Genomic DNA, 24,863 nt, shown 5'->3' with positions numbered 1-24,863 from the left:
GGAAAGGATGATCATGAAAGTCGCCTGTTTGGGAGGAGGGCCTGCGGGCCTCTACTTTGCGATCTCGATGAAGCTGCGCCAGCCCGAGGCACAGGTCACGGTGATTGAGCGTAACAAGCCTGATGATACCTTTGGCTGGGGCGTGGTGCTGTCGGATGACGCGCTGGAGAATCTCAGCGCCAATGACCCGAAGAGCGCCGAAGCGATCCGCGAAAGCTTTGCCTATTGGGATGATATCGCGGTGGTGCATAACGGCACCCGCACGGTGTCAGGCGGGCATGGGTTTGCCGGAATAGGCCGCAGGCAGATGCTGCTGCTGCTGCAGGACCGGGCGCGCGAACTGGGCGTTGACCTGCAATTTGAAACCACTGCCAAATCCGCTGCGGAATATCAAGCAGACTATGATCTTGTGGTCGGCTGCGACGGGCTGAACTCCAGCGTTCGCAATGAGTTCGCGGAGCATTTTAAACCGGAAATCGACGTGCGCCCCTGCAAGTTCATCTGGCTGGGCACCCATCAGAAATTCGACGATGCCTTCACCTTTATTTATGAGAAGACCAAACACGGCTGGATGTGGATCCACGCCTACCAGTTTGATGCCGACACGGCGACGGTGATTGTCGAATGTTCGGCTGAGACCTGGGAGAACTGGGGCTTTGAGGGCATGAGCAAGGAGGAGACCGTCGGCACCTGCGAGGAGATCTTTGCGGATCATCTGGGCGGGCAGCGGCTGATGTCGAACGCGGCGCATTTGCGCGGGGCGGCGGTGTGGATCAACTTCCCGCGGGTGCTGTGCGAAAAGTGGCACCACGAGAATGTGGTTCTGCTGGGCGATGCCTCTGCCACCGCGCATTTCTCCATCGGGTCGGGATCGCGGCTGGCCTTTGACAGCGCGATTGCACTGGCTGAGCTGGTGAGCACCGAACCGACGCTGGAACGCGCCTTTGAGCGCTATCAGGAGGAGCGGCGGCTGGATGTGCTGCGGCTGCAATCAGCTGCACGCAACTCCTTGGAGTGGTTTGAAGAGGTCGAGCGCTATCTGGATATGGATCCGGTGCAGTTCAATTACTCGCTGCTGACCCGATCGCAGCGGATCAGCCACGAGAACCTGCGGCTGCGCGATGCGGACTGGCTCCAAAGCGCTGAGAAATGGTTCCAGGACAAGGCCGGCGCGCCGGGTGATGCGCCGGTGCGGCCGCCGATGTTTGCCCCCTACCGCTTGCGCGGGATGGAACTGCAGAACCGCATCGTGGTCTCCCCCATGGCGCAGTACAAGGCGGTGGAGGGTTGCCCGGCGGACTGGCATCTGATCCACTACGGCGAGCGTGCCAAGGGCGGCGCCGGGCTGGTCTATACCGAAATGACCTGTGTTTCGGCTGAGGGCCGGATCTCGCTGGGCTGCCCGGGGCTGTATGCGCCGGAGCATGAGGCGGCCTGGAGACGGCTGACGGATTTTGTGCATGCTGAGACCGGCGCGAAGATCTGCTGCCAGATCGGCCATTCTGGGCGTAAAGGCTCCACCCAGCTGGGGTGGGAGGAAATGGACGCGCCGCTGCCGGAGGGAAACTGGGAAACGGTTTCGGCCTCCGCGATCCCTTGGTCGGCAAACAACCCGGCGCCGCGGGAGATCACGCGGGCGGAAATGGATCAAATTCGGGGCGAATTCGTTGCATCGGCGCAGATGGCAGAGCGCGCAGGGTTTGACATGATCGAACTTCATGCGGCGCATGGATACCTTATTTCCTCGTTCATATCGCCAAAATCGAACATTCGGTCTGATGAGTACGGCGGAAGCCTGGAAAACCGCCTGCGCTATCCGCTGGAGGTGTTCCGGGCGATGCGCGCGGTTTGGCCTGAGGCGAAGCCAATGTCTGTCAGGATCTCCGCCAATGACTGGGTGGGGGGCGATGGCGTCACTCCGGAAGAAGCGGTGGAGATCGCCAAGGCGTTCACCGCGGCGGGTGCGGATATCATTGATGTCTCCGCCGGGCAGACCTCGACCGACGCGCAACCGGTTTATGGTCGCATGTTCCAGACGCCGTTCTCCGATCGCATCCGCAACGAAGCCGGGATTGCCACCATGGCGGTCGGCAATATCTATGAGGCGGACCATGCCAATTCGATCCTGATGGCGGGGCGGGCCGATCTGGTCTGCGTGGGCCGGCCGCATCTGGCCGATCCCTATTGGACCCTGCACGAGGCGGCGCGGATCGGCGACCGGCACGGGGACTGGCCGCTGCCGTATCAGGCGGGCCGGGATCAGGCCTGGCGGCTGGCCGACCGTGACGCGGAGGTGATCCGGGCATGACACGCAGGGTATTGGTAACAGGCGGCGGCACCGGCATCGGCAAGGCAATCGCACAGGCCTTTGCAGCCCAGAATTGTCAGGTGACAATTTCGGGGCGGCGGCGCGGCGCGCTGGAGCAGGCAGCGATGGGTACGGATCTGGAAATCAGACCTGCTGACGTCACGGATGAGGCCCAGGTCGAGACACTGTTTGACACAGCTTACGACGTGGTTGTGGCAAATGCGGGCACCGGGATCGCCGCGCGGATCGAGGATGTTGAGCTGGAAGACTGGCAGCACACCCTGACGGTGAACATGACCGGCACATTCCTGACCTTCCGGGCGGCGCTGCGGGCTGGCATGAAACCGGGCGGGCGGCTGATTGCCATTGCCTCGACCGCGTCCTTGCAGGGCGGGGCGCATATCCCGGCCTATGCGGCCTCGAAACACGGGGTGCTGGGACTGGTGCGCTCGGTCGCGCAGAGCGTGGCCAAGCGCGGCATCACTTGCAATGCGATCTGCCCGGGGTTTGTTGATACCGAAATGGCGGAGAGCGCAATCACAGGGCTGATGGCCCGGCATGACATTCCGCGGGAGAAGGCGCTTAAGATGGTGGTTGGCGGCAACCCGATGCAGCGGCTGATCGCGCCTGCGGAAGTGGCGGCAACGGCAGTGTTCCTGGCGTCAGATGACGCTTCGTCAATCAACGGGCACGCGATGAGCGTTTCGGGAGGCGAGATTTGAGCACAACGTCAAAAGACCGGCTGCGGCTGTGGCTGAAGGTGCTGAAGGCCACCAAGGCGGTGGAGAGCGAGGTGCGCGAAAACCTGCGGCGGGACTTCGCAACCACGCTGCCGCGGTTCGATGTGATGGCGGCGCTGATGCAGCATGAAAAAGGGCTGAAAATGAGTGAGTTGTCAGGTGTTCTGAAAGTGTCGAACGGCAACGTGACCGGTATTGTCGAGCGGTTGGTGGAGGACGGCCATGTGCAGCGCGAGAAGGTCGAGGGCGACCGGCGCGCCAATCTTGTGCGGCTGACGGCGGCGGGCCAGACTGAGTTCTCGCGCCAGGCAGAGGCGCATGAGGGTTGGATCAATGCGGCCTTTGACGGGCTTGCAACGGATGAGGCGCAAGCAATTGCCGAAAGCCTGGACGCGGTGGCACGGCGGCTGGACGAGGGAGGCAAGGCATGAAGGTGAACACGGACCCGCAGCACTTTCTGTGCCGGATCGAGGATGGCGTTGCCATAGTCTCCTTGGATCGGCCCGAGCGGAAGAACCCGCTGACATTCGACAGCTACGCCGAACTGCGCAACTGGTTCCGGGATCTGCACTATGACGACAGCGTCAAGGCGGTGGTTTTTGCCTCCAACGGCGGCAATTTCTGCTCGGGCGGCGACGTGCATGACATTATCGGGCCGCTGACGAAGATGAGCATGAAGGAACTGTTGGCCTTCACCCGGATGACCGGCGATCTGGTCAAGGCAATTGTGACCTGCGGCAAGCCGGTGATTGCGGCGATTGACGGGATTTGCGTTGGCGCGGGGGCAATTATCGCCATGGCCTCGGACATCCGGATTGCCACGCCGGAGGCCAAAACTGCATTTCTGTTCACCCGTGTCGGGCTTGCAGGCTGCGATATGGGCGCCTGTGCGATCCTGCCGCGGATTATTGGCCAGGGGCGGGCGGCGGAGCTGCTGTACACCGGGCGGTCGATGAATGCCGAAGAGGGGCACGCCTGGGGGTTTCACAACAAGCTTGTGGCGCCGGACGCTCTGGAGGCGGAGGCACAAGCCTGGGCGGCGCGGATCGCAGCAGGCCCGAACTTTGGCCACATGATGACCAAGACCATGCTGGCGCAGGAATGGTCGATGTCGATCGAACAGGCGATTGAGGCTGAAGCGCAGGCGCAGGCGATCTGCATGCAGACGGCGGATTTTGAGCGTGCGTTCCATGCTTTTGTGAATAGGGAAAAACCGGTGTTCGAGGGCGACTGAGCCGCTTGAGCCGAAGGCCTCGTGCAGGAGGAGGGTACGGGAGCCTCCGGCGGGAGTATTTGGACAAAGGTGAAACAGGGAGAGCCGCGCCATGGCGGACAAGTCGTTTTTGAATTGGCCGTTCTTTGAGGACCGGCACCGGGCGCTGGCGGAGGAGCTGGAGGCCTGGGCCGGAGCGCATCTGACGGGTATTGATCATTCGGACACGGATGCGGCCTGCCGGGCGCTGGTCGCAGCTTTGGGTGCGGGTGGCTGGACGCAGCATTCCGGTGCGATGGCCGGCGGGAAATTGGACGTGCGCAGCCTGTGCCTGATCCGCGAGACGCTGGCGCGCCATGACGGGCTGGCGGATTTCGCCTTTGCCATGCAGGGGCTGGGGACCGGCGCCATTTCGCTGTTCGGGACAGAAGCGCAGCAGCAGGAGTGGCTGCCGCTGACCCGGGCGGGCAAGGCGATATCGGCCTTTGCGCTGACTGAGCCGCAGTCGGGGTCGGATGTGGCCAATTCCACCATGACGGCGACGCTGGATGGCAATCATTACGTTTTGAACGGTGAAAAGACCTGGATCTCCAACGGCGGGATTGCCGATGTCTACACGCTGTTTGCCCGCACCGGCGAGGCGCCGGGGGCGAAGGGGCTGAGTGCCTTTGTCGTGCCGGCGGGCCTGTCTGGGTTCGAGGTGGCGGAGCGGCTGGAAACCATCGCGCCGCATCCGCTGGCAACCTTGCGGTTCACCGGCTGCCGGATTCCGAAAACGGCATTGCTAGGCCAGCCGGGTGCCGGCTTTAAGATTGCGATGTCGGTGCTGGACGTGTTCCGTTCCACCGTAGCGGCGGCGGCGCTGGGGTTTGCCCGCCGGGCGCTGGACGAAGCGCTGGCGCGGGTGGCACAGCGCCAGGTGCAGGGCGCGCCGCTGTTTGATCTGCAAATGGTGCAGGGGCACATTGCCGATATGGCTCTGGATGTGGATGCCGCTGCGCTGCTGGTTTACCGTGCCGCCTGGGCCAAGGATTCCGGCGCCGCGCGGGTCACGCGGGAGGCGGCGATGGCCAAGCTGTTTTCCACCGATCAGGCGCAATCTGTGATCGACAAGGCAGTGCAGCTGCATGGAGGAGACGGCGTGCGCCGGGGTCAGAAGGTGGAGGAGCTGTACCGCGATATCCGGGCGTTGCGGATCTACGAGGGGGCCTCGGACGTGCAGCGGGTGGTGATCGCCCGCCAGGCGATGGGTGCCTTTCAGGGAGGGGAGTGATATGTTGGGACCAACCGCGCATGTAGACAGTTTTGCCCGGGACAACCTGCCGCCTGCGGAGCAATGGCCTGAGTTTCTGCTGGAGGGGTTTGACTATCCGGAACACCTGAATGCCGCGGTCGAGCTGACCGATGCGATGGTCGAAAAGGGGTTCGGCGACCGCACTGCGCTGATCGGCAATGGCCGCTACCGGACCTACAAGGAGCTGGCGGACTGGACCAACCGGCTGGCGCATGTGCTGAGCGAGGATCTGGGGGTGAAACCCGGCAACCGGGTGCTGATCCGCTCGGCCAACAACCCGGCGATGGTGGCCTGCTGGCTGGCGGCGACAAAGGCGGGCGCGGTGGTGGTCAATACCATGCCGATGCTGCGCAAGGGGGAGCTGGCCAAGATCGTCGACAAGGCCGAAGTGTCCCATGCGCTGTGCGACACAAGGCTGAAGGACGAGTTGGTCGCCTGCGCCAAGGATTCAGAATTCCTGAAAACGGTTGTCGGCTTTGACGGCACGTCCAATCACGATGCTGAACTGGACCGGCTGGCACTGGAAAAACCCGTGACCTATGAGGCGGTGCAAACGGGGCGTGATGACGTGGCCCTGCTGGGCTTCACCTCGGGCACCACCGGCGCCCCCAAGGCAACCATGCATTTCCACCGTGATCTGCTGATCATCGCTGACGGCTATGCCCGCGAAGTGTTGGATGTGCAGCCGGAGGATGTGTTCGTCGGCTCGCCGCCGCTGGCTTTCACATTCGGCCTGGGCGGGCTGGCGATCTTCCCTTTGCGCTTTGGTGCTGCGGCGACGCTCTTGGAAAATGCCTCGCCGCCGAACCTCATTGAGATCATTGAGAAATACAAGGCGACGGTTTGCTTCACCGCGCCGACTGCTTACCGCGTGATGCTGCGGGCGATGGAGGAGGGGGCGGATCTGTCGTCGCTGCGGGCGGCAGTGTCGGCCGGGGAGACCCTGCCCGCGCCGGTTTATGACGAGTGGATGCAGAAAACCGGCAAGCCGATGCTGGACGGGATCGGGGCGACAGAGATGCTGCATATCTTCATCACCAACCGGTTCAGCGACCACCGGCCCGCTTGCACTGGCAAGCCTGTGGGCGGCTATCAGGTGAGGGTGCTGGATAAGAGCGGCAACGAGGCCCCGCGCGGCGAGATCGGGCGGTTGGCAGTCAGGGGACCCACAGGGTGCCGTTACCTGGCAGATGACCGGCAGGCTGGGTACGTGCAAGACGGATGGAACATCACCGGCGACAGTTTTATCCGGGATGACGCCGGGTATCTGCACTTTGCCGCCCGCAACGATGACATGATCGTCTCCTCCGGGTACAACATTGCAGGACCTGAGGTAGAGGCGGCCCTGCTGGCGCATGAAGCGGTGGTGGAATGCGCGGTGATCGGCGTCCCGGATGAGGCGCGGGGCGAGATTGTGCAGGCGCATGTGGTGCTGGCCGATGAGCTGGCGCCGTCGGATGAAATGGTCAAGCTGCTGCAGGATTACGTGAAGGCGGAAATCGCGCCTTACAAGTATCCGCGTTCATTGGTGTTTACCTCGGCACTGCCAAAAACCGAGACCGGAAAAATCCAGCGGTTCAGGCTGAAAGCCTAGCTGCCAGGGATTTCCCAGTGCTTATCCTGCCGGCGGCTGCCATGCAGCCGTCAGGCGTCGAGATGCTGAAAAAGTATGGTGGGCCGATCTGGCAAAGGGAGCTCGCGAAGCGCGCTCAAGAGGCAAGAAATCAGATGGAACGAAGCAAGACCGAAACGTGAAAGTTTCAACGGTTGTTTCAAAATGGCAGTGAAGGAGGTGTGGGATGACGCAAGCCATTGATTTTATTGGAGGCGAGTACCGGACCCGCTACCATTTTTCTAAGCCATTGACTAGCCAGCACATTCAAGAGCGGGGTTTGCTCATGTGTCTCACTATGTGCCGCACCTTGATGCAGAAAGTGCGAGATTGTCAAAGGATTTGTGTTACGCCGGATGGCTGGCCTTACTGTGTCTGAAACTTATTTGTTCTTCAGAATGCTTGCGAACCAGTGCCGGAGTTCAAGAGCTAGCTCTTGCTAGTGTAGGGGATTGTGTTAGCCGTGCCGAGCATTCCTGTTTGCTTTCTAGCCACACGGACAGGATTGGTTCTAAATGATGCTAACATTTCAGACCTTTACATCAATCTAATCCAGTATCTTAAACTAGAACAGGGATAGTTCTGTTCATTCTCTATTTATCCAAGGGGGTGGCTTAAACAGTGTGAATTTGGATGTGTATCTTTGGAAGGTTCTTTGTCTTTTTGACTACATACATTGCTTAGGATCATACCAACACATTCTTGTTGAACTTGCGCTGGTGATGTTCAAGGCTATCGCCGGGCTATCTCTATGCAAGCATAGGCTTTTCAGACAGATACAGCGTAAAACCCGTACCCTGATACTTTCCGGCCTGTTTATCCTAAAAGGGGACGTTGGGCTCCAGCCTGTTCCCCGGCTTAGTTCTACAGGGGTGGCAAGAGGAACGGACAGGGCCAAAACAGATAGATGCTGCGCCTATCGCCCGTGTGTGCTGGTAGCCCGTGTGCGGCCCCGTGGAGGGCCTCTGGGTGGCTTAAGGGGGGCACGATGGAGTGCCAAAGGGCTTAACGCCATCCTGACGGAGCTCAGCGGCTCTCCAGCGCGGATAGCAGGGGCAGGCGTGAAAGGTTTGCGCTGGACTTCGTTCTTCTTGGCACGGTTGCCCAGTTTCATGCCCTCGAAAAGGCGGTGCGGAGCGTGCCCATGTGTTACTGCCCAATGAAAGAATGCAGCGAACATCTGAATATGGCTGTTGATAGTTCTGGGCGAAATCTTCTTGTGCCCATCTACTTTAATAACTTCCATCAACGGCAACTTTTTCAGGGAAGGTTTAGTGTTTCGGCTTGCCGGTAAAGCCTGCAACGTCTTCTTGACGTCGCTTGCGTCTTGCTTGGTGATAGTGGCTAGAAACCTTTCAGGACCGAAGTATTCCAAGAGGATATTGAGATATGCCCGGTTCTGCATAACTGTCTTTGGTGCCCATTGCCGGGAATGCTCGGAAATAAAATCCTCGATTGCGGTTCCCAAAGGCGTAGAGGCGGGCAGAGCGGGCGCAGGAGGCGCAAGGGAACCGGAAGGGGCATCGCGAAAGGAATAGTTCTCAAAGCTCTCAGCGGCGTCGAGAACGTCTCTCAGCATGTCCCGACGGCCTTTGCGGAGCTCAATGGTGATCCGGGGTAGGCTGTCTTGCCAATCCTCGTCAGAAATCCCCATCTTGCGCTTGAAGCGTGCTATCGGGAGGTATTGGGGATTGAGGCCCTCAAGCTCGACCATGCAGTCATGATCCAGCATTTCCTCGCGTGCATCAGCCAAAGCGTTCTTCGACAGCCCTCGGCGATCCAGCCAGTCGAGGTATTGGTCCAGTTGTGCCTTGAAGTAGGTTTGGACCTTTGTCCTTATTTGGTCTTGCCTTAAACGCGCCAAGTCTCTGCTTTCCCGAACTACTCTCCCGCAAGATGCTAGATGGCGGGCGATATCTCCAGCTCTTTCTGGGCAGCGTGTGCGCAGGGAAATTCTAACTGTCTGCCGCTTGCAGCCGTTCGCTCGGGGCAGGGCCCAGCGGAAGTAGTAAATGCCGTGCCCGGAGGGGCTTAGATATGCCGACAGCTTCATGGACGGTGTGCCTCACTTTGTGCCGCACTTGCCTGCCCTGAAAGCTAAGTCATTGATTTGGTGTGTTTTGGAGGCGAGTACCGGAATCGAACCGGTGTACACGGATTTGCAATCCGCTGCGTAACCACTCCGCCAACTCGCCAGCCGTGGTGTAGGGCGTGATTAATCACATGCTTGCAGCCTGTGCAAGAGGTGTATTGCCTCTGTCCGGGCCAAAAACTGCTTTTCTTTCCGGCTAGGAAAAATCTCAGCTGCCCGCACTTTGGTCGGGTGCAACCGCGCGGATGGCTTCGGCGATCAGGGCTGGAATACCGGGCAGCGCGCCAGCGACGGGCAGCAGAATTCCCTTGAACCCCGCAGCCTCGAGCGCTTGGGGGATGTCCTGTTTCACATGATCGCCGGCCTGGGCAAAGAAAGGCAGGCAAATGGAGCGAACAGATAATGCGGTTGCGGCGGTTTCAATCCGCGGGGATTGTTCCACATAGCCGGGCGAGAGCGTGCAGCCAGGCAGCAAGGGGCGCAGGTGGGCGGCAAAATCTTCTGCGGCCTCTGCCGCTTTGGGGCCGCGGGCAGAGCCGTGCGCGGCAAGCAGAAGATGCGTTTCTGCCAGCGGCCAGCTTTGGTCTGTGACAGTCTGGCGGACGGCCTGGGCCGCGAGGGCGGGAAGGGCGGCATCCAGACCGAAAGGCGGTGCCATGCGGTAGCTGCGGCCCTTAAGGCGGTCCGGCAGAACCTTGGCCGTGAACCATCCCTGCGACATAAAAAACGGATAGACCACGGCGTTCTCGGCAATTTCGCGCTCCAGCCGCCCAGGCGTGGCGAGGGTGGCGGAGCGCACATCCCAGTCCGGCAGATGCGTCGCAACTTCTGCCGCAAGACCGGCCAGGGCGGCCTCTGCCGGAGCAGGGTCGGAAGGCTGGCCATGGGCGGTTATAACGGCGGTGCGCGTGATCTTTGTCAAGGCGGAGGTCCGGATCGTTGAAATTGCGGAAGCTGGCAGGATTGTTCCTATATTTGGGGGGCTTGCCGGGAACTCTGCAAGGCTTGGATGGATTTTTTCTGCGGCACGTCGAGAAACGAAACCAAGGAGGTTGACCTTCCCGGGTGCTTCACCTAAATCAGCAAACACTCTGAGCGGGTATGGTGAAATGGTATCATAAGAGCCTTCCAAGCTTAAGGTGCGGGTTCGATTCCCGCTACCCGCTCCAGATCTTCCCCGATTGCCATTCTGTTACACCGTGACGCGGGACGTTCGCGCTTTCATGTGCTTTTTGAAACGGCTCAGCGCTTGACGCGCGGAGCCTGCAGGGCCATGAACCTTGGCGAATGCGCGGGGTTTCATACCCGCCAGCCCAAAGTGCAGAAGGATCCGGAATGGCGCGGAGACAAGCGGCCCCGAATGCGGAACAGGAGCGCGAAGGCTCCCGTAAAATTGGCGTACTGTCGGCGCTGTGGCCGTATATGCGGCCATACCGTCTGCTGATGCTTGCTGCGACCTGCGCGCTGGTGATGACCGCAGGGCTGTCGCTGACGCTGCCTTTGGCAGTGCGCCGGGTGGTGGATAATTTCCGGGTCTCGGATTCCGAACTGCTGAACCTCTATTTTGGCGCGGCGCTGGGAATTGCTGCGCTGCTCGCGGCTGGCACCGGTGTGCGCTATGCGCTGGTGACCCGGCTGGGGGAACGGGTGGTGGCCGATATCCGCAAGGCGGTGTTCGACCGGGTGATCGGCATGAGCCCGGAGTTTTACGAACGGGTCATGACCGGCGAAGTGCTGAGCCGGATCACCACTGATACAACGCTGATCCAGTCGGTGCTGGGGTCCTCGGTGTCGATCGCGTTGCGCAATCTGCTGATTTTCCTGGGTGGCATGGTGCTGATGCTGCTGACCTCGGCCAAGCTGACGATGATGGTGCTGCTGATTGTGCCGGCCGTTATTGTCCCGATTCTGGTGCTGGGCCGCCGTCTGCGCGCGATCAGCAAGGAAAATCAGGACTGGATCGCAGCCTCCTCAGGCAATGCGGGTGAGGCGCTGGGGGCGGTGCAGACCGTGCAGGCCTTTACCCATGAGGCCGCCAGCCGCCTGAAATTCGGCGACATGACCGAGACCGCCTATACTGTTTCCTGCCGCCGGATCCAGACGCGTGCTTATCTGACAGTAATCGTGATTTTTCTGGTGTTCTCCGGAGTTGTCGGTGTGCTGTGGATGGGCGCCAATGATGTGCGCGCGGGTGTTATGTCCGAAGGTTCCCTGATCCAGTTTGTGATCTATGCTGTGCTGGTGGCTGGCTCGGTGGCAGCGCTGTCGGAAATCTGGAGCGAGCTGCAGCGCGCTGCCGGCGCAACCGAGCGGCTGGTTGAGCTGTTGAACACCAAGGATACCGTGCTGGATCCGGCTGCGGCGCAGGTGCTGCCCGCGCCGGTCAAGGGCGAAATCCAGTTCGACAATGTGTCGTTCCGCTATCCGTCGCGCCCCGATGTCTCGGCGCTGGACGCGGTGTCGCTGGCGGTAAAGCCGGGCGAGACTGTCGCATTTGTCGGACCGTCCGGCGCGGGCAAGACCACCATCATTCAGTTGCTGCAGCGGTTTTATGACCCGAACCAGGGTGCTGTGAAACTGGATGGTGTGGCGCTGACAGCGCTGCAGCGGGATGAATTCCGCCGTCACATCGCGCTGGTGCCGCAGGATCCGGTGATCTTTGCTGCCTCCGCCCGCGAGAACATCCGGTTCGGCCGGCCAGAAGCCTCGGATGCCGAGGTCGAAGCTGCAGCCCAGGCCGCCGCCGCGCATGACTTCATCTCGAAACTGCCCGAAGGCTATGACAGTTTTGTCGGCGAGCGCGGGGTGATGCTGTCGGGCGGCCAGAAACAGCGGATTGCCATTGCCCGTGCCATCCTGCGCGATGCGCCGGTACTGCTGCTGGACGAGGCGACCTCGGCGCTGGATGCCGAAAGCGAACGTCTTGTGCAGGCCGCGGTGGACGAGCTGAGCCAGGGCCGGACGACACTGATTGTGGCGCACCGTCTGGCAACGGTGAAGAAGGCCGACCGGATTGTGGTGATGGATCAGGGCCGGATTGTGGCCACCGGCACCCATGATGAGCTGGTGGCGCAAGGCGGGTTGTATGCGCGCCTGGCCAAGCTGCAGTTCACCGAAGGGCTGGCAGCGGAGTAAACGCCAATTCCTGAAGAATACTCTGCACCCCGGACTGGTTCCGGGGTGTTTTTGTTTGGAAAACCGCAAGTCGCAGCAAAATGGCGCCACGTCATGCCGCAAACTGCCTTGGCGTGACCCTGTTGCGGTGCTTGCGCAATTGCGCGTTTGCAATAGTCTGGGCGCAAACAGAACACCCCATTCATTGGGGGAACGGGGAGGAGATTTATGGGATTTTCCGGAGTCGCAGACCGCGACGCGCTGCAGAACGAAATGCCGTATGAGGCGCGGGATCTGCCGGCCACGCTGTATGGGCTGCTGTCACGGACCGCGGGCAAGTTCCCGAACAGCAACGCGGTCAGCTATCAGATTTTTTCCGGCCCCCGGGACAAGGCGGAAACCCTGACCTGGAGCACGCTGAAGGATCAGGTGAGCCAGGCGGCCAATATGTTCCGCGCGCTGGGGATCGGAGAGCAGGACGTGGTCGCCTATGTGCTGCCCAACTGCCACGAGACGCTGGTGACCATGCTGGGCGGTGCGGTGGCGGGGATCGTGAACCCGATCAACCCGCTTTTGGAGCCAGAGCAGATCGCCTCGATCCTGCGCGAGACCAAGGCCAAGGTGGTGGTGACCCTGCGGCCCTTCCCCAAAACCGATGTGGCCCAGAAGGTGGCTGAGGCCGTGCGCCATGCGCCTGGGGTGAACACGGTGCTGGAAGTGGACCTGAACCGTTACCTGACGCCGCCGAAATCCTGGATCGTGCCGTTGATCCGGCCCAAGCTGGATAATCAGGCCAAAGCGGCCCATGCGGATTACCTGAATTTCTCCAAGGAGATGGCAAAACATCCCGCCACGCTGAATTTCGCCGACAGCGACGGCGACCGGGTTGCCTGCTATTTCCACACCGGCGGCACCACGGGAATGCCCAAGGTGGCGCAGCATAAATACTCAGGCCTGATCTATAACGGCTGGCTGGGGGACACACTGCTGTTCACCGAAGAAGACAACATCATGTGCCCGCTGCCGCTGTTCCACGTTTTTGCGGTGCATGTGATCATGATGGCGGCGGTGTCCTCGGGGGCGCATGTGGTGTTCCCGACACCGCAAGGTTACCGGGGCGAGGGGGTGTTCGACAACTTCTGGAAGCTGATCGAACGCTGGAAGATCACCTTTATCATCACCGTGCCCACCGCTGTTTCGGCGCTGATGCAGCGGGAAGTGGACGCTGATATCTCCTCGGTGAAAACGGCGTTTTCCGGCTCGGCCCCGATGCCGATGGAATTGTTCAAGCGGTTTGAGGCGGCATCGGGTGTGACCATTGTCGAAGGTTACGGTTTGACCGAGGCGACCTGCCTGGTTTCGTGCAACCCTCCGGGCGGTGAAAAGAAGGTTGGCTCGGTTGGGATCCCGCTGCCCTATACGGATGTGCGGATCGTCAAGCAGACCTCCGACGGCCCGCTGGAATGCGGAGTCGATGAAGTCGGGGAAATCTGCATCTCGAACCCCGGCGTGTTCCCCGGCAATACCTATACCGAAGCCGACAAGAACGTGGACCTCTACTATCAGGACAAATACCTGCGCACCGGCGACTTGGGGCGGATTGACGGGGATGGCTACCTGTGGATCACCGGCCGTGCCAAAGATCTGATCATCCGGGGCGGCCACAACATCGACCCGGCCGAGATCGAAGAGGCGCTGCTGGGCCATGAAGCGGTGGCATTTGCCGGCGCTATCGGCCAGCCGGATGCCCACTCGGGCGAGCTGCCTTGCGCCTTTGTTGAGCTGGTGGGCGGCGCCTCGGTCAGCGAGGAAGAACTGCTTGAGTACTGCAAGATCCACGTGCATGAGCGGGCGGCGATCCCCAAGCATATGACGGTGCTGGACGAGCTGCCGAAAACCGCCGTGGGCAAGGTATTCAAGCCGGATCTGCGCAAGCATGCGATCACCCGTGTTTACAACGGCGCACTGGAAAAGGCCGGTCTGGCCGCGCGGGTTGTCAGCGTGACTGACGACAAAAAACGCGGTCTGGTGGCCCAGGTGGCGGCCAATGGCAGTGCCGAGCCTGAAATTTCCGGTGTCCTGGCCAGCTTTACCCGGCCCTGGGAGCCGGCGGCGGGCTGAACCTGATTGTAAACGTGAGATAAAAGGCGCCCTCAGGGGCGCTTTTTCATTCAGGCATTCCATTTACAGGAATCTCTGCCTAGGCTCTGAAAACAGACACGCAGGGAGGCTCGCGGATGGATTATGAACGGCTGATCGACGAAGAGACCTGGGACTTTATCCAGAAGACCGGGGAGCACTACCCTGATGACGCCGTTGAGATGTCCATTGAAGAGCAGCGCCTGATTTATGACTCCATGGCACGCGAGTTCCGGGTGCCGCGTCCGGATGTGGTTTCGGTCATGGATACCTCGGCTAACGGGGTGCCGGTCCGGGTCTACACCGCAGGCGATCCGACCCGCACGGTACTGTTCTGTCATGGCGGCGGATTTGTGGTTGGCGGGCTCGACAGCCATGACGATGTCTGCGCCGAGATCTGCGCCCAGACCGGTTACCGGGTAGTGGCCGTGGACTACCGCCTGGCGCCGGAGCACAAGCACCCGGCCAGTTTCGAGGACGCCTGGACCGCTTTGGAATGGGTGGAGGCCGCTTATGGCACCGGCATTGTCCTGACCGGTGACAGCGCCGGTGCGAACCTGTGCGCTGCGGTTGCCGCCCATGCCCGGGGCCGGACAGAGGCAATCCTGGGGCAGGTGCTGATCTATGGCGCCTTTGGCGGCGATGTGAACCAGGGGTCTTATATCGAACACGCCAAAGCGCCGATGCTGACCCGCGAGGATGTGCTGTTTTACATGGATATCCGAACCGACGGCGCGGCGCCGAAAGATGATCCGCAGTTAACACCGCTTGCCGACAGCGATTTTGCAGGTCTGCCGCCGACAGTGCTGGTGACAGCTGATTGCGACCCGGTGCGCGATGACTCCCGTGATTACAGCGACCGCGTTCAGGAGGCCGGCGGCAAGGCGCATTGGATCAACGAGCCGGGCCTGATCCACGGGTATCTGCGCGCCCGCCACAGCGTGGGCCGGGCGCGGGACAGTTTCGAGCGGATCTCGGTCGCGATCGAAGCGCTGGGGCAGGGGATCTGGAGCTACGATGACGAGGCGCCCTAGCCGGCGACCTCGCGGCATTGCTCCTGAACCAGCGATGTATCCAGCCAGCCGCCGCTGGTTGCCTGCCAGTCCGGGCCGGAGGTTGTGACATAGGTCCAGCTGCCAACCGGGATGTGCGAATAGCTGACATAATCCCCGGCAACGATCTGACCGACCAGCGGTGCATCCGGGCGGTGTCCCGCCCGCAGGCCGGTCACCGGACCCAGCCAGCCAAGGCAGGCGCTTTCAAACTCGTCCCGCACAGGCAGGTCCCACAGCTGGTGCCTGAGGAACAGATCGTCCAGGTCCAGATAGGACTGCTTGTTGTTCACCCGGCAGCCGAACCGCGCCTCCATTTCCTTGACCAATGCCACCATCCGCCCGGCGTGCGGCGGCAGGGATACGGATTTGCCGATGCAATCGCCGTTGTTGAACACCGCCCGGCCCAGCGGCGAGCCGAAACAATACCCGGCCCGGTCGATAACTGCGTTCCTGGTGAACCACAGGTCGTGACAGGCATCGCTGGCCAGAACCGGGGACGCCAGCATGCACAGCGCAGCAGCAAAGGATTTCATGGCAATCTTTCCTGACGAATAAAAACAGCGGCTGAGGACCATTCTAGCACACAACCGCCGAATTCGCGTTACTTCAGGAACGGTTCTGCCTTCATTGCGCCGGCAATGGGTGCGCCCAGACGTTTCAGGATGGTCGGCGCCAGCTGGCGCTGGTCGATCACGGCGTCATGATCAGGTCCTTCGGCATCACCAAAGTAGTACAGTGCTGTTTCCTGCTGCAGGGCGCCGCGGCCGCCATGGTGGCCGCGCTCGTCCTGGCCGTGGTCTGCCGTGACGATCACCTCATAGCCCAGATCGCGCCAGCGGGTGATGAAGGGGGCCAGCATCTCGTCCATCACGAAACAGGCGTGGTCCATTTCCTGGCAATCATGGAAGAACCGGTGGCCCATGCTGTCCAGGGTACAGGTGTGCAGCATCCCGTAGTCCAGGCCAAATCGCAGGCAGAGGTTGGTCAGGGTGCCGAACAGATCGACATCCGACGGGGTCATCTGATTATCTTTGCCGTAGCCGGTCATGGAATGGAACCGGCCATGGTTGATGGTCTTGCTTTCGGGTTCATCGTATTCGATGTCGCGCACGTAGTCGAACGGATGCCGGTTGAAGAAGGACGACCAGTAGCTGTGCGCCACAGCCCCCGTCACGCCGCCCGCTTCGCGCACCTGGGAGAATACGTCCTTTTCCTTCAGCCGGAACACATTGGCATTGCCGGTGCAGCCATGGATGGCGGGCGCCACACCGGTGTGGATCGAGGCATAGCAGCTGGCCGAGATAGACGGCAGCACAGCGCGCAGTTTCCAGACGCGGGCATCGCCGCTGTCGACCCAGCCTTCGAGGTTGCCGAACAGGCGGCGGAAGTTGCGCCACGGCACACCGTCCAGAATGATGAGCAGGAGTTTGTTGTCCATTCGCCGAATCCCTTTTTCGCGCAGACCTTGGTGCCGTATCATCGTGACGGTTTCTTGAATTGCCATTCAAAAAACGAAAGGATGGTCAGAAACCGGCATTTCGGCAGGAAGTTTCCTTGCTTTGCCGGGGAGGGGCCGGGCCGGTCTTAGAATGCGGTGGCAAGGACATAGACGCCGGAAAGCAGTAGGAGCCCGCCAGTGGAGTTGGCAAACAGGCGCGGGTTGCGGACATGCTTTTCCGCCAGCACATAAAGCGCAAGCCCGGCAATCCAGTAGAGGTTCATGATGCCGCCGGCAAACAGCAGCAGCATCAACGCCCAGCAGCAGCCGAGGCAAAAAACGCCGTGATGGGCGCCCATCAGTACAGCACCAGCCAAACCTGTGCGGTTATGCGCGGTCAGAAATTGTACCGGCATCCGGCAATGAAATAGGCAGGCGTGCTTGTAGGGGGTAAACTGATAGGCGCCCGCCGCCAGCAACAACGCACCGCCAAGCGCGCGGCTGCTGAGCGACATCATGGGACCATCAGAGAGGCCCCACGATTCCAGCCACCATTGCAAGCTGGTGGCGATAATTGAAAAAACGGCCCAAGCCAGCAGATAACCGCCAAGAAACGCCAAACTCAGCAGCGGTGCCTGCTGCGGTCTGGAGCCGGCTTTTTTGATGGCCGTGTAAAGCAACAGCACAGGCGCGGCACTGGGGGTCATCATGGCGACCATCATGATCCACCACATCAGGAAGATCAGCCCGGTATAGGCAGGTGTCCAGGCATCGTTCGCGCCCATCTGCATCGGTGCGCCAATCGGTCCGGCCATCCGTGTCATTTCTACCGCGGTCATGGTCATGCCAACGCCGAAAACAGTGTAAAGCACGCTAAGCAGCACGATCATGGCCACGGCGCCCAGCACCACTGCCTGGTCGTGGCGCGCCAACCGTTCCGCTGTTCCCTTTATGCGCAGCACCGGTGCCATGGCCGTCTCAGGCCGCGCGCTCAACGCCTCTGCCGGTCAGGTGCAGCTCGGCGATATGGGCGTGGGTTGCGCTGTTCTTATCCAGGCTGATCGCTGCATTGCGTGTCACGGTCGAACCGCAGGCCATGGCGGCCTCGGTGAATTCGAAGCCTTTCGGCAGCGCGATGCTGATGAAATGCGGATCCCCGGAAACGATATTGGCGATCGGCTGCACTTTGGTTTCGGCGTAATCGCCAACCTTGGCCGACCCGGTGCCGGTTTCGCGATCGTAGTCCAACGAGATCGCGGCATGCAGCGTTTCGTGCTTGGTCGGGCTTGTCAGGCTGAACACATAGAACATGGTGGCGAATTCATCGGTGTCTTCGCCCGTCATGATCGCCTCCAGCGCGGCCCGCTGATCCGCGGTGGCGCGTTCGTCGATGATCATCTGCATCTGGCCGTTGCCCTCGTGCACGGCGCCCGGCCATTTATAGATCACCGCCGCATAAAGCCCGTCCAGCTGGACGCTGCCATAATGCCCCTTGTCGATACGGTAGGTCAGCATGGCTTCGCAAGTGCCGTCCGTGGGCAGCTGTGAGAACTGGCACGGGCACCCCGGATTGCAATTGCAGTTGCCGATTTCCTGTCCGTGAATGGCCCAATCTGTCATAGCAGCCCCTCCAGCCTGTTGCAGTCAAACAAAACTGCCCGATGACTTCAGGTTGACCTGCAAAGCAAAAACAGCTGCACTCAGAAAAAGAACATTATTTGCGGCTGGACCCGCCGCATTTCCCCGGTTCCGTCAAGCTATCACAAAATAACCGGGGGCAGAAAAGAAAAAGCCCCCGCCCGGAACCGGGCAGGGACGTGAGATGACGCAAAAATTTTACGGGATCAGTTGCCGGCGCTTTCCATTTTGCGGTTGGCGATCACCTCTTCCAGCCATCCCAGCTTCATCTCGGGGACGGAACTCAGCAGCAGGTCGGTGTAATCGTCAAATGGCGGACTCAGCACTTTGGACTTGCCGCCGTAGCGTTGCACCTTGCCCTGATACATCACCGCGATGTTGTCCGAGATGGCGCGCACGGTTGCCAGATCGTGGGTGATGAACAGATAGGCCACATCCTCGATCTTCTGCAGGTCCAGAAGCAGCTTCAGGATGCCGTCCGCCACCAGCGGGTCCAGCGCCGAGGTGACCTCGTCGCAGATGATCATCTTGGGCTTGGCCGCCAGCGAGCGGGCAATGCAGACACGCTGCTTCTGGCCGCCTGACAATTCCGCCGGATACCGGTCCATGAATTTTTCGCCCAGCTCGATCTCGTCGAGCAGTTCGATGATCCGCTTCTTCTTTTCCGCGCCGCGGATGCCAAAGTAGAACTCCAGCGGGCGGCCGATGATGGTGCCAACGGTCTGGCGCGGGTTCATCGCGACATCCGCCATCTGATAGATCATCTGCAGCTCGCGCAGGTCCTCGCGGCTGCGCCCTTTGAGGTCGCCTGAAAGAGTGCGGCCTGCAAATTCGATCTCGCCCTCGCGCGGCGGCAGCAGGCCGGTGATGACGCGGGCCAGGGTGGATTTTCCGGAACCGGATTCACCCACAACCGCCAGCGTCTGGCCGGGATAAAGATCAACATTCACATTGTGCAGCACGTCGAACTGGGTGCCTTTGTAGCGCGCGGTGATATTGCGCACGCTCAGCACGGGATCCGGCGTCGGGGCTTTCTCCTCATGCTCGATGGAGCGGACCGAGACAAGCGCCTGGGTGTACTCCTCCTGCGGGTTGTTGATGATCTGGTCAACAGGGCCGTATTCCACGGTGTTGCCCATCTTCAGCACCATGATGTCGTCGCTCACCTGCGCCACAACCGCCAGGTCGTGGGTGATGTAGAGCGCGGCAACACCGGTGTCGCGGATCGCTTCCTTGATCGCCATCAGCACGTCGATCTGGGTGGTCACGTCGAGCGCGGTTGTCGGCTCGTCGAAGACCACCAGATCCGGCTCCGGGCACAGCGCCAGCGCGGTCATGCAGCGCTGCAGCTGGCCGCCCGACACCTGGTGCGGGAAGCGCTCGCCGATATTGTCCGGGTCCGGCAGGCCCAGTTTGGCAAACAGCACCCGCGCACGGGCTTCGGCGTCCTTGCGGGAGAACTTCTTTTGCTCCACCGCGGCCTCGACCACCTGGTCCATGATCTTCTTGGCGGGGTTGAAGGAGGCTGCCGCCGATTGCGACACATAGGTCACCTCGGCGCCGCGCAGTTTGCGGATGTCCTTGTGGCTGCCCTTGAGGACGTCGCGGCCGTTAACCCAGACTTCGCCGCCGGTGATCTTCACGCCGCCGCGGCCATAGGCCATGGACGCCAGACCGATGGTGGATTTGCCTGCTCCGGATTCGCCAATCAGCCCCAGCACCTTGCCGGGCGCGAGGTCAAAGCTGACCCCGTGCACGATCTCGATATCACGGGGGCGTTCCCCCGGCGGATAGATGGTCGCGCCGATCTTCAGGTCGCGGACTTTCAACAGGGCATCGCTCATCCGCGGCCTCCTTTCAGCGAGGTTGTCCGGTTCAGCACCCAGTCAGCCACAAGGTTGACCGAGATTGCCAGGGTGGCGATGGCAAAGGCCGGGATCAGGGCTGCAGGAATGCCGTAGACGATGCCTTCCTTGTTCTCCTTCACGATGCCGCCCCAGTCAGCCTCAGGCGGCTGCACACCCAGGCCAAGGAAGGACAGGGTAGAAACAAACAGAACCGCAAAGATGAACCGCAGGCCCATTTCGGCAATCAAAGGGGACAACGCGTTGGGCAGGATTTCGCGGAAGATGATCCAAACGGTTTTTTCGCCGCGCAGACGGGCTGCTTCGACATAGTCCATGACCTCGATATCCACTGCGACGGCCCGGGCCAGACGGTAGACGCGGGTGGCGTCCAGCAGGCCCATCACGATGATCAGCATCGGAATAGTCACTGGCGCAACCGACAGCACAACCAGCGCAAAGATCAGCGTCGGGATTGACATCACCAGATCGACAAAGCGCGACAGCGCCTGGTCAACCCAGCCGCCGGCAACGGCGGCAAAGAAACCGAGGATTGACCCCAGGGTGAACGACAAGACGGTTGCTGCGGTGGCGATGAAGATGGTGGTGCGGCCGCCATAGATCATCCGGCTGAGAAGGTCGCGACCGATGTTGTCGGTGCCCAGCAGGTATTCAGCGCTGGACGGCTCCCACACATCGCCGACGATTTCGCCAACGCCAAAGGGGGCCAGCAGCGGCGCAAAGATGGCGCCAAGAAAGTACAGGGCCGTGAAGAACAGCCCGATGAGTGCGGAAATGGGGATGTTCTTCATTTCGGATGCCTCAGGCGCGGGTTGCTCAGGATGGCGACGATATCGGCAATCATGTTGAGGCCGATATAGACGGCGGCAAAGATAAGGCCGCAGGCCTGCACAACAGGCACGTCACGCTTGGACACGTGATCCACCAGATACTGGCCCATGCCCGGGTAGACAAACACCACCTCGATCACCACGACGCCGACAACCAGATAGGCGAGGTTCAGCATCACGACGTTGACGATCGGCGCAATCGCGTTGGGAAAAGCGTGGCGGTAGATAACTTGAAAGGCGTTGAGGCCCTTCAGTTCGGCGGTTTCGATATAGGCCGACTGCATCACGTTCAGGATTGCGGCGCGGGTCATCCGCATCATATGCGCCAGAACCACCAGCGTCAGCACGGTGATCGGCAGGGCGATGGCGTTCAGCTTTTCAAACAGGGTCATGCCATCATTAATCATGGCGACCGACGGAAACCAGCGCAGTTTCACTGCGACCACGTACATCAGCACATAGCCGATCAGGAATTCGGGGATCGAGATCGAGGCCAGGGTGACGGCCGAAATCAGTTTGTCGGGCCAGCGGTCTTTGAACCGAACGGCAAGCAGGCCCAGGAAAATCGCCAGCGGAACTGCGACCACAGCAGCCCAGAACGCCAGGAACATAGTGTTCCAGAAACGGCCGGCCAGCGCAGAGGTGATGTCTTGGCCACTCGTCAGCGCAGTGCCGAGATCACCCTGCATGGCACCGAACAGCCAGGCGAAATAGCGCCCCACAGGCGGATCATTGACCCCAAGTTCGGCCCGCAGGTTGGCAAGAGCCTCCGGTGTTGCTGATTGCCCCAGGATCGATTGGGCAACATCGCCAGGCAGCACGATCGTGCCCGCGAAGATCACCACTGAGATAAGCAGCAAAAGAAGGAGGCTCAGCGCGATGCGCTGAGCCAGGAGTTTTATAATCGGGGACATTTAAGCTTTGACCCACAGCTTGCTGGCAGCATAGCCGTTCATCAGAACCTGGCCCGGGACACCTTCGACGAAACCGTCAACCTTGTCGGTTGTTGCCTCGACAAAATCGTTGAACATCGGGCAGATCAGGCCGCCCTGGTCGCGCAGGATTGTCGACATGTCTGCATACATCTGGGTGCGCTTGGCGACGTCCAGCTCACCGCGGGCTGCAACCAGCATCTGGTCGAATTGCTCGTTGTTGAAACGGGTGTCGTTCCAGTCCGCGGTCGACAGGTAGGCGGTTGTGAACATCTGGTCCTGGGTCGGGCGGCCGCCCCAGTAGCTGGTGCAGAAGGGCTGATTGTTCCAGACTTCCGACCAGTAGCCGTCGTTCGGCTCACGCTTGACGTCCAGCTTGATGCCGGCGCTTTGGCAGGATTGCTGGAACAGCGCCGAAGCATCCGGTGCGCCGGGGAACGAATTGTCCGAGGTGCGCAGCAGCACCGAGCCGTCATGGCCGGATTTCTTCATGTGGAACATCGCTTTGTCCGGATCGAACTGACGCTGCTCCAGCTCGGTGTACATCGGATAAGACGCATTGATCGGGCTGTCATTGCCCACCGTGCCATAGCCGTTCAGGATCTTGTCGACCATTTCCTCGCGGTTGATCCCGTACTTCAGCGCCATACGCAGGTCGTAGTTGTCGAACGGTGCAGTGTTGGTGTGCATGATGAACACATAGTGACCGGCCGCCGAGGTCGAATGGACCGTGATATTGGGCGCGCGCTCGACCAGTTTTGCGGTGCGCGGGGGCACCCGGTCGATCACATCCACCTGGCCGGACTGCAGCGCTGCAACGCGGGCGGTGTCATCGTTGATAACGATGATTTCAACGGTCTCGGCATTGCCCAGATCACCCCAGTAGTTCGGGTTCTTCTCGGCCACAAAACGCACGCCCATATCGGCGGACTTCATGATGTAGGGGCCGGTGCCGATGGCAGCCGCGGGATCGTCATTGCCGCCGCCCGGCTGAACGATCAGGTGATAGTCGGCCAGCAGATAGGGAAGGTCGGCGTTCGGGCTGTCGAGTTCAAAGACAACGGTATCGCCGTCTGCGCGCACGTCCTTGATGCCGCGCATGATACCCAGGGCGCCGGACTTGGTGTCTTCGCCGCTGTGGCGCTCCATGGTCTTGACCACGTCTTCTGTGGTGACGTTCTGGCCGTTGGAATAGGTTACGCCGGACCGCAGTTTGAAGGTCCAGGTGCGTGCATCTGCAGAAGCTTCATAGCTTTCGGCCAGTTTGCCTTCGATGCCGCCGTCTTCGGTCAGTTCCACCAGGGTTTCACCCCACAGGCGGGTGACCATCAGGCCAACCGTGTTGGTAACCAGCGCCGGGTCCAGGCTGTCGGTGGTAGAGCCACCCTGCAAACCAAGGCGCAAAGTGCCGCCTTTTTGCGGACCCGCGGCCTTGGCTGCGCCGGACAGCAGCAGGTTTGCGGACACAGCGGTAAAGCCCAGTGCGGCGGCCTTGCCCAGGAAGTCACGCCGCGTCAGTTTGCCTGCCACGGCCTGACTGGCCAGATACTGCATATGCTTGTTCATTGATTTCTCCCGATTGATTGCGGTGCTGCAAGCACCCGTTTTTTGATTGGTGGTTCAAGATTTGCGCATTTACTGCCACCTCGCAAGCGTTATTCGCCAAACCCTTGGCGGGCGGGAACGAGCACTTGCGAGGCCGGATAAGGGGGTGTCGTCTTTTTTAGGTAAGGTGCCGTTTTCAGTGGTAATGTCGCGTGTAAATCAAAAAAACATCCGGAATGCGACAAGAAATTTTTGTGCTCCGGAATGATGGAATTTTTATGAATCTGCCGCGATTGCGTACGCCGCCGGGTTTGAATTCGGAAAGAATCGATGCTTTGAGGTCCAAAAACGTCTTCCGCACCGCAAAAGACCAATTCCTGACCTTTTTCCGCAGCGGCAGGCGGGGTCGTCCGGGCCAATCCCTAAGAACGGTTTGCGGCACGCCAGATAGCTGCCTGTTGGCGCCGGATCAGAGCTGTTCTGTGTCCATCCAGACCGTCACCGGGCCGTCATTCAGCAGCCGGACCTTCATGTCGGCACCGAACTGTCCTTTTGCAATTTCCAAACCTAGCCGGGACAATTGCTCCGCAAAATACTCGTACAGCCGTTCGCCGTCGGCAGGGGCTGCGGCAGTGGAAAACCCCGGACGGTTGCCGCGGCGGGTGTCGGCGGCCAGGGTGAATTGGCTGACCACCAGCGCACTGCCGCCGGTATCCAGCACCGAGCGGTTCATCTTGCCGCCCGTGTCCTTGAAAATCCGGAGCTTGGATATTTTGGCCGCCAGCTGATCCGCCTGCGCCTCGCCGTCGCCTTCCATGGCGCAGATCAGGATCAGTAAGCCGGGGCCGATTTCGCCGATGGCCGTGCCCTCAACAGTGACCGAGGCCTCGCTGACCCGCTGTATCAATGCCCGCATCTGTCTTGTCCTTGCTTCGGTTCAGCCGTGCCAGCCCATGAAATCCTGCAGCGCAGCGCAGCGCGGCAGCTGTGGCGGGTGAATAACAGATCATCAAGGCTGGGCAGATCGGGTGTCATGCAGGTCTCTCCT

20 protein-coding genes and 2 tRNA genes are annotated in these 24,863 nt (G+C 60.7%); 10 read left to right on the top strand and 12 right to left on the bottom strand.

What is annotated here, in order from left to right; translation table 11 throughout:
• Positions 1 to 13: 13 nt before the first annotated feature.
• From K3557_RS10490 to K3557_RS10465, 6 genes are all read left to right on the top strand, one after another.
• Positions 14 to 2,308, top strand: a complete 2,295-nt coding sequence (locus tag K3557_RS10490) for a bifunctional salicylyl-CoA 5-hydroxylase/oxidoreductase (protein ID WP_259993766.1) — start codon at positions 14 to 16, stop codon at positions 2,306 to 2,308.
• Positions 2,305 to 3,030: an SDR family NAD(P)-dependent oxidoreductase gene (locus K3557_RS10485; RefSeq protein ID WP_259993764.1), complete on the top strand. Its 726-nt coding sequence runs from the start codon at positions 2,305 to 2,307 to the stop codon at positions 3,028 to 3,030. Before K3557_RS10490 ends, K3557_RS10485 begins: the two co-directional genes overlap by 4 nt.
• Positions 3,027 to 3,479 carry a MarR family winged helix-turn-helix transcriptional regulator gene (locus tag K3557_RS10480; RefSeq protein ID WP_259985037.1) on the top strand — a complete coding sequence of 151 codons (453 nt, stop codon included), beginning with the start codon at positions 3,027 to 3,029 and terminating at the stop codon, positions 3,477 to 3,479. Before K3557_RS10485 ends, K3557_RS10480 begins: the two co-directional genes overlap by 4 nt.
• A complete protein-coding gene (locus tag K3557_RS10475) occupies positions 3,476 to 4,282 on the top strand; it encodes an enoyl-CoA hydratase family protein (RefSeq protein WP_259993762.1) in 807 nt (268 codons plus the stop codon). The genes K3557_RS10480 and K3557_RS10475 overlap by 4 nt, the downstream gene beginning before the upstream one ends.
• Before the next feature lie 91 nt (positions 4,283 to 4,373).
• Positions 4,374 to 5,534 carry an acyl-CoA dehydrogenase family protein gene (locus K3557_RS10470; protein ID WP_259985032.1) on the top strand — a complete coding sequence of 387 codons (1,161 nt, stop codon included), beginning with the start codon at positions 4,374 to 4,376 and terminating at the stop codon, positions 5,532 to 5,534.
• A 1-nt stretch (position 5,535) separates the two neighbouring features.
• Entirely contained in the window at positions 5,536 to 7,149 is a 1,614-nt protein-coding gene (locus tag K3557_RS10465; RefSeq protein WP_259993760.1) for an AMP-binding protein, read from the top strand.
• A gap of 934 nt (positions 7,150 to 8,083) precedes the next feature.
• On the opposite strand, the gene K3557_RS10460 is transcribed toward K3557_RS10465, so the two are convergent.
• From K3557_RS10460 to K3557_RS10450, 3 genes are all read right to left on the bottom strand, one after another.
• The gene (locus K3557_RS10460; protein WP_259993759.1) at positions 8,084 to 9,031 is read right to left on the bottom strand and encodes a hypothetical protein; all 948 of its coding nucleotides are present in this window, start codon (positions 9,029 to 9,031) and stop codon (positions 8,084 to 8,086) included.
• A 257-nt stretch (positions 9,032 to 9,288) separates the two neighbouring features.
• A tRNA-Cys gene (locus K3557_RS10455) sits at positions 9,289 to 9,362 on the bottom strand.
• Between the two features lie 105 nt (positions 9,363 to 9,467).
• The gene (locus tag K3557_RS10450; RefSeq protein WP_259993758.1) at positions 9,468 to 10,181 is read right to left on the bottom strand and encodes a CbiX/SirB N-terminal domain-containing protein; all 714 of its coding nucleotides are present in this window, start codon (positions 10,179 to 10,181) and stop codon (positions 9,468 to 9,470) included.
• A 173-nt stretch (positions 10,182 to 10,354) separates the two neighbouring features.
• Between K3557_RS10450 and K3557_RS10445 the strand changes: the two genes are divergently transcribed.
• From K3557_RS10445 to K3557_RS10430, 4 genes are all read left to right on the top strand, one after another.
• Positions 10,355 to 10,428: transfer RNA gene (locus K3557_RS10445), tRNA-Gly, on the top strand.
• Positions 10,429 to 10,594: 166 nt separating this feature from the next.
• Positions 10,595 to 12,394, top strand: a complete 1,800-nt coding sequence (locus tag K3557_RS10440) for an ABC transporter transmembrane domain-containing protein (protein WP_259993757.1) — start codon at positions 10,595 to 10,597, stop codon at positions 12,392 to 12,394.
• Positions 12,395 to 12,601: 207 nt separating this feature from the next.
• A complete protein-coding gene (locus tag K3557_RS10435; RefSeq protein WP_259993756.1) occupies positions 12,602 to 14,494 on the top strand; it encodes an acyl-CoA synthetase in 1,893 nt (630 codons plus the stop codon).
• 116 nt (positions 14,495 to 14,610) lie between these two features.
• Positions 14,611 to 15,546 carry an alpha/beta hydrolase gene (locus K3557_RS10430; protein WP_259993755.1) on the top strand — a complete coding sequence of 312 codons (936 nt, stop codon included), beginning with the start codon at positions 14,611 to 14,613 and terminating at the stop codon, positions 15,544 to 15,546.
• Here the strand turns inward: K3557_RS10430 and K3557_RS10425 are convergent.
• The 9 genes from K3557_RS10425 to dtd form a co-directional block, all read right to left on the bottom strand.
• Positions 15,543 to 16,100 (bottom strand): DUF4453 domain-containing protein, encoded by a 558-nt coding sequence (locus K3557_RS10425; protein WP_259993754.1) that lies wholly within the window; start codon positions 16,098 to 16,100, stop codon positions 15,543 to 15,545. The genes K3557_RS10430 and K3557_RS10425 overlap by 4 nt on opposite strands.
• Before the next feature lie 68 nt (positions 16,101 to 16,168).
• Positions 16,169 to 17,005, bottom strand: coding sequence for an alkaline phosphatase family protein (locus K3557_RS10420; RefSeq protein WP_259993753.1), 837 nt, complete (start codon positions 17,003 to 17,005; stop codon positions 16,169 to 16,171).
• Positions 17,006 to 17,151: 146 nt separating this feature from the next.
• Positions 17,152 to 17,976: a DUF2182 domain-containing protein gene (locus K3557_RS10415; RefSeq protein WP_259993752.1), complete on the bottom strand. Its 825-nt coding sequence runs from the start codon at positions 17,974 to 17,976 to the stop codon at positions 17,152 to 17,154.
• Between the two features lie 7 nt (positions 17,977 to 17,983).
• Positions 17,984 to 18,625, bottom strand: a complete 642-nt coding sequence (locus K3557_RS10410; protein WP_259993751.1) for a DUF1326 domain-containing protein — start codon at positions 18,623 to 18,625, stop codon at positions 17,984 to 17,986.
• 224 nt (positions 18,626 to 18,849) lie between these two features.
• Complete coding sequence (locus K3557_RS10405) at positions 18,850 to 20,487, bottom strand: ABC transporter ATP-binding protein (protein WP_259993750.1); 1,638 nt, start codon at positions 20,485 to 20,487, stop codon at positions 18,850 to 18,852.
• Positions 20,484 to 21,299, bottom strand: a complete 816-nt coding sequence (locus tag K3557_RS10400) for an ABC transporter permease (protein ID WP_259993749.1) — start codon at positions 21,297 to 21,299, stop codon at positions 20,484 to 20,486. The genes K3557_RS10405 and K3557_RS10400 overlap by 4 nt, the downstream gene beginning before the upstream one ends.
• On the bottom strand, positions 21,296 to 22,252 hold the full coding sequence (locus tag K3557_RS10395; protein WP_259984981.1) for an ABC transporter permease: 957 nt from the start codon (positions 22,250 to 22,252) through the stop codon (positions 21,296 to 21,298). Before K3557_RS10395 ends, K3557_RS10400 begins: the two co-directional genes overlap by 4 nt.
• Positions 22,253 to 23,836: an ABC transporter substrate-binding protein gene (locus K3557_RS10390; protein ID WP_259984979.1), complete on the bottom strand. Its 1,584-nt coding sequence runs from the start codon at positions 23,834 to 23,836 to the stop codon at positions 22,253 to 22,255. It lies immediately after the preceding gene.
• 448 nt (positions 23,837 to 24,284) lie between these two features.
• Entirely contained in the window at positions 24,285 to 24,731 is a 447-nt protein-coding gene (dtd, locus tag K3557_RS10385) for a D-aminoacyl-tRNA deacylase (RefSeq protein WP_259984974.1), read from the bottom strand.
• Between the last annotated feature and the right edge of the window lie 132 nt (positions 24,732 to 24,863).

This window comes from Leisingera sp. M523 (assembly GCF_025141335.1).
In the GTDB taxonomy this organism is placed as follows: Bacteria; Pseudomonadota; Alphaproteobacteria; order Rhodobacterales; family Rhodobacteraceae; genus Leisingera.
Note: the sequence above shows the minus strand (reverse complement) of the source record. Positions and strands in the feature narration are given on the sequence as shown.

Excerpts from the sequence above, each read along its gene's own strand:
- K3557_RS10485 (WP_259993764.1), top strand. The coding sequence starts at position 2,305 with ATGACACGCAGGGTATTGGTAACAGGCGGCGGCACCGGCATCGGCAAG.
- K3557_RS10425 (WP_259993754.1), bottom strand. The coding sequence starts at position 16,100 with ATGAAATCCTTTGCTGCTGCGCTGTGCATGCTGGCGTCCCCGGTTCTG.
- K3557_RS10390 (WP_259984979.1), bottom strand. The coding sequence starts at position 23,836 with ATGAACAAGCATATGCAGTATCTGGCCAGTCAGGCCGTGGCAGGCAAA.
- K3557_RS10470 (WP_259985032.1), top strand. The coding sequence starts at position 4,374 with ATGGCGGACAAGTCGTTTTTGAATTGGCCGTTCTTTGAGGACCGGCAC.
- K3557_RS10475 (WP_259993762.1), top strand. The coding sequence starts at position 3,476 with ATGAAGGTGAACACGGACCCGCAGCACTTTCTGTGCCGGATCGAGGAT.
- K3557_RS10465 (WP_259993760.1), top strand. The coding sequence starts at position 5,536 with ATGTTGGGACCAACCGCGCATGTAGACAGTTTTGCCCGGGACAACCTG.
- K3557_RS10435 (WP_259993756.1), top strand. The coding sequence starts at position 12,602 with ATGGGATTTTCCGGAGTCGCAGACCGCGACGCGCTGCAGAACGAAATG.
- K3557_RS10410 (WP_259993751.1), bottom strand. The coding sequence starts at position 18,625 with ATGACAGATTGGGCCATTCACGGACAGGAAATCGGCAACTGCAATTGC.
- K3557_RS10440 (WP_259993757.1), top strand. The coding sequence starts at position 10,595 with ATGGCGCGGAGACAAGCGGCCCCGAATGCGGAACAGGAGCGCGAAGGC.
- K3557_RS10415 (WP_259993752.1), bottom strand. The coding sequence starts at position 17,976 with ATGGCACCGGTGCTGCGCATAAAGGGAACAGCGGAACGGTTGGCGCGC.
- K3557_RS10405 (WP_259993750.1), bottom strand. The coding sequence starts at position 20,487 with ATGAGCGATGCCCTGTTGAAAGTCCGCGACCTGAAGATCGGCGCGACC.
- K3557_RS10420 (WP_259993753.1), bottom strand. The coding sequence starts at position 17,005 with ATGGACAACAAACTCCTGCTCATCATTCTGGACGGTGTGCCGTGGCGC.
- K3557_RS10490 (WP_259993766.1), top strand. The coding sequence starts at position 14 with ATGAAAGTCGCCTGTTTGGGAGGAGGGCCTGCGGGCCTCTACTTTGCG.
- dtd (WP_259984974.1), bottom strand. The coding sequence starts at position 24,731 with ATGCGGGCATTGATACAGCGGGTCAGCGAGGCCTCGGTCACTGTTGAG.
- K3557_RS10430 (WP_259993755.1), top strand. The coding sequence starts at position 14,611 with ATGGATTATGAACGGCTGATCGACGAAGAGACCTGGGACTTTATCCAG.
- K3557_RS10400 (WP_259993749.1), bottom strand. The coding sequence starts at position 21,299 with ATGAAGAACATCCCCATTTCCGCACTCATCGGGCTGTTCTTCACGGCC.
- K3557_RS10395 (WP_259984981.1), bottom strand. The coding sequence starts at position 22,252 with ATGTCCCCGATTATAAAACTCCTGGCTCAGCGCATCGCGCTGAGCCTC.